This window comes from Acinetobacter sp. 12966 (genome assembly GCF_031196995.1).
Classification (GTDB): Bacteria; Pseudomonadota; Gammaproteobacteria; order Pseudomonadales; family Moraxellaceae; genus Acinetobacter; species Acinetobacter geminorum.
In genome coordinates this window covers 1-586 of record NZ_JAVIMC010000118.1, presented here as the reverse complement: position 1 = coordinate 586, position 586 = coordinate 1, and the positions used below count along the sequence as shown (strand labels likewise).

Annotated in this window: 1 pseudogene; it reads right to left on the bottom strand. The window is 39.4% G+C overall.

The window, feature by feature from the left end:
- Positions 1 to 586, bottom strand: a pseudogene (locus RFW85_RS20080) (phage tail protein); the annotation flags it as partial.

Below are 586 nucleotides of genomic sequence, written 5' to 3'. Positions count from 1 at the left end.
ATACGTATCAATCTTTTGAACAGTTACTTTATCGCCTTCAATTCGCGCTTGTACTTCTCGTTGTGCATAAGCCTGTAAGTTATTTAACTCAACTGCCGTTGTATCAATACGCTTACTAAGTGCTAAATCCCCTTCGATCATTGCCGATTGAACAGACCATGTGCCAGCAAAACCTTGATCGTTACCAATTAGATCTGATTCAGAGCCAATCAATGCAGGATTCAGTTGTGCATACACACCATCTGTTTTTTCAGCAACTAATGAAAGATCATCTGCAACAACACGAATATCTTCCTGAACCGCCGCAAGACCATCATCACTTGATTTCTTGACCGTTTCCACAACTTCAAGAACACTTTCATCACCATCAATAATTTGCTGTGAAAGGCCATCTGAAGCTTGCTGAATAGCGTTTTGACGATCAATGACTTCTTGTGTAATCCGATCTTTCGTATTCTGAATATCTTGCTTAAGTGGACCTATTTCAGCATCAATAGTCTCAATATGATCAATCTTGGTTTTAAGATCCTGGTTGAGCTGAGACTCACTGATTTGATCATTTAAAAGCTCAAGAACGTCTGTAGCA